The following is a 2,769-nucleotide window of genomic DNA, read 5'->3' as shown; positions in this document are numbered from 1 at the left end:
TGGCTTCTTTAGTAGGTTATCACCAATGGCAATACGGCAAGTTTGATGATTTTTCAGATGCAAAGCGTAATTAACTAACGCTGGATCCATAGCAATGTCACGATGGTTTGATACAAACAGGTACGCTTGGTTCGCATCCAGTGACTCTAAACCCGTGTATGTCACCCCTTTGGTGGTTTTAGCGAGCGTATCGCGTAAGTACTTTTTCACTTCGATCTGAATGGATTCAACGCTAGTCAGCTTGCTCCATTTCATTTTCAAGTACACTCGCAAGATCGGGCTCATTAACGCTTTGAACCAAGACGCATGGTTTGAAAAACGATAGTGCAAGATCGCACTGATAAATTCTTCATCATTAATAAGACGGTTTAGTGCCGCTGGAATTTCATCATCGCCGTAAGGACGAATATCAACATATGGATCGGTTGGAGAGGTCATTTTTTCATTCATATAATAAAAAGCTGGCTCATTCTACGCGTTGTTTTGACTTATCGCAGCTACAGAGCCCATACTTTTGACAAGGTCAGACCAGAAACATCGAAAATGCCCTGTTATTATTGGCATTCTTTAAGATTAACGGTAATCTTGACGCCCCAAGACTAAGGTACTATCTATGAACTTCGCTATTGAATATACATCGGCTTACTTTTCACACCTGGTGATTACACCACGCAAAAAAGTACTTAAGCATAGCCTTGTATCGGTTCAAAGTGGTTTGGTTTTGATTAAGCTGGGCAAACAAGAGTATGCCGTCGAGCCAGGTCAGAGCGTCTGGGTTCCATATGACTGCCTAACATCACTGACCTACTTTCCAAACACACAGGTCAATCGTGTCGACTTTTCTGTGCGCTTGACGGATTCATTCCCAAGACAAGCGGGATACGTCACGCAAACGAACCTCTCTTCTGCGTTGCTAGAAAAGCTAGAACTTACTAAGTCTCGTAGTGTAAAAACGAATAATACTGAGCAAGCGTTTAAAGATATGCTTTCTGTATTGAAGCAAGAGGTGTTGGCGTTTAAGCCACTGCTTTGTGAAAGTGCTCTGTCTCAGCGATTCAATCAATGGAATGTTGATGACTCGAACTTACCGCAAGAGCACACATTGGTGATGGTAATGCGCGAGGCGAAGAAACGCATGCAATCAGGTCAGAAACGTACTCTTGTGATTGATGACCTGTTCTCAGGTAAAGAAGAAGAGTTCGAGCAACTGTGCATGCTCGTGTTTGGTGAAGATTTATAACCTGGCGATCGGTGACATTAAAAGCAACAGACTAGATACTAAAAAGCCGCAAAAACTCAGTTTTTGCGGCTTTTTTAATTCTTAGCACTTAGACAGAAAAGAATGAACTACCTGTCTAGAATGGCAGCTCAACCTGCATCATTAAGTCTGCATCACTAGAGTCATGCCAACGGTAATCAAAACGCATACGCGGCTGCCCTTCAACTTTATCACCAAAACCGATGCTCAGCTGAAGACCATGGTTCATCAACCACTCTTCTGTCGACATATTATACTGTTCATCTTCCAGCTCTTCTGGAAACCACATACCGAGACCAACATAGTTAGACTCAAGGCTCTGAGTTAACAAAGGCGCATCTTTGCTTTGAATAACCCAATCAGACCAGTAATCAGGCTTAGTTTGAGGTTCTGGTTCGCTTAACCCACTAAGCTCCAACATACTTTGGCCGAAAGCTTCAAGGCTCGTAGAAAAGTCTAAACAGCTATTTTCGTCATCAGAAGTCAGCATTACCGAATCTAGGCTAAAAAAATCACACTCAGCATATGCAGGTAAACTGCATGCTGCAATGATCATCGTCGCTGGTATCGCGCGCTTTAGCATAGTCATCAGACCTCTTGAGTGAGTGAATCTACATTATTGTATACAGTCCACTATCTTGCAATATCTTTGTAACTGACTTTGTACTCAGTTTTGCAACATCGCTTCCACTTATCAGCGCATTGCGGATATCAGTACTACGAATTTTCACTTTTTCAGGGCAAGCCATTACAGACCACTGCTCAGTAATCTCATCTGATTTATAAAAAGATGAGAACTTAAAGAAGTTGTCAGGACCTATAACGAACGTGAGTTCCGCATCACGATGTAACTTCTGAAGTGCGCTGAGCACCGCATAAGTCGTTACGCTTTCACCTGGAGTAAATAGGCTCTTTTCGACCAAAGAAAGCTCCACTTGCTCCAATGAAAGATCGCTAATAAATGCGTTAACTAACTGACATCTCGTATCAAAGTCTAGCATCTCTTTTCCCCAAGCATGGGCAATACTTGGAACGAGCAGGATTTTGTCAAAGTGAGCCAATGAATCAATCACACTTTTATGCCCTAAACTCGGTGGATTAAACGCACTACCGAAAATGGCTATTTTTTCCATTACTTATTACTGCCTTCTCTTTCTAAGCTTGTGCAAAGAGGTTTTTAAATCGGATGATTTAGGTATGATAACACTAGATTTTTAATTTGCTTGCAGGAAAGGAATACGAATGGAACAGTTAATTCGTGACGAAATGCGCGTACTACCTTCAATTGACCCTCACTTCGAAGTGACTCGTCGTGTGGAGTTTATCAAAACGAAACTTCAACAGTCAGGATGCAAATCACTGATCCTTGGTATCAGTGGTGGTGTCGACTCAACAACCTGTGGCCGCTTGGCACAGATGACCGTTGATAGCCTAAATGAAAGCGCTGGTAGCGACGAGTACCAATTCATCGCGGTTCGTCTACCTTACGGTGAACAAAAAGATGAAGACGA

Annotated in this window: 4 protein-coding genes and 1 pseudogene; 2 read left to right on the top strand and 3 right to left on the bottom strand. The window is 42.4% G+C overall.

Annotation, left to right across the window (positions count from 1 at the left end; translation table 11 throughout):
* The coding region (locus AB4496_RS11530; RefSeq protein ID WP_372131006.1) for a 1-acyl-sn-glycerol-3-phosphate acyltransferase at positions 1-438 on the bottom strand (438 nt) is incomplete at its 3' end.
* Positions 439-613: 175 nt separating this feature from the next.
* On the opposite strand from AB4496_RS11530, the gene AB4496_RS11525 reads away from it, so the two are divergent.
* Complete coding sequence (locus tag AB4496_RS11525; RefSeq protein WP_009845743.1) at positions 614-1,240, top strand: hypothetical protein; 627 nt, start codon at positions 614-616, stop codon at positions 1,238-1,240.
* A 115-nt stretch (positions 1,241-1,355) separates the two neighbouring features.
* Here AB4496_RS11525 and AB4496_RS11520 read toward each other — a convergent pair whose 3' ends face one another.
* Both AB4496_RS11520 and AB4496_RS11515 read right to left on the bottom strand, forming a co-directional pair.
* Positions 1,356-1,847 carry a hypothetical protein gene (locus AB4496_RS11520; RefSeq protein ID WP_009845744.1) on the bottom strand — a complete coding sequence of 164 codons (492 nt, stop codon included), beginning with the start codon at positions 1,845-1,847 and terminating at the stop codon, positions 1,356-1,358.
* Between the two features lie 22 nt (positions 1,848-1,869).
* On the bottom strand, positions 1,870-2,391 hold the full coding sequence (locus AB4496_RS11515; RefSeq protein ID WP_009845745.1) for a nicotinate-nicotinamide nucleotide adenylyltransferase: 522 nt from the start codon (positions 2,389-2,391) through the stop codon (positions 1,870-1,872).
* 109 nt (positions 2,392-2,500) lie between these two features.
* Here AB4496_RS11515 and nadE point away from each other — a divergent pair.
* Positions 2,501-2,769, top strand: a pseudogene (gene nadE, locus AB4496_RS11510) (NAD(+) synthase); the annotation flags it as partial.

Source organism: Vibrio sp. 10N.222.46.A1 (assembly GCF_041473595.1).
In the GTDB taxonomy this organism is placed as follows: Bacteria; Pseudomonadota; Gammaproteobacteria; order Enterobacterales; family Vibrionaceae; genus Vibrio; species Vibrio tasmaniensis_A.
This window is presented reverse-complemented; position numbering and strand designations above follow the sequence as displayed.

Coding starts and splice junctions, on each gene's coding strand:
- AB4496_RS11515 (WP_009845745.1), bottom strand. CDS start 2,391: ATGGAAAAAATAGCCATTTTCGGTAGTGCGTTTAATCCACCGAGTTTA.
- AB4496_RS11520 (WP_009845744.1), bottom strand. CDS start 1,847: ATGACTATGCTAAAGCGCGCGATACCAGCGACGATGATCATTGCAGCA.
- AB4496_RS11525 (WP_009845743.1), top strand. CDS start 614: ATGAACTTCGCTATTGAATATACATCGGCTTACTTTTCACACCTGGTG.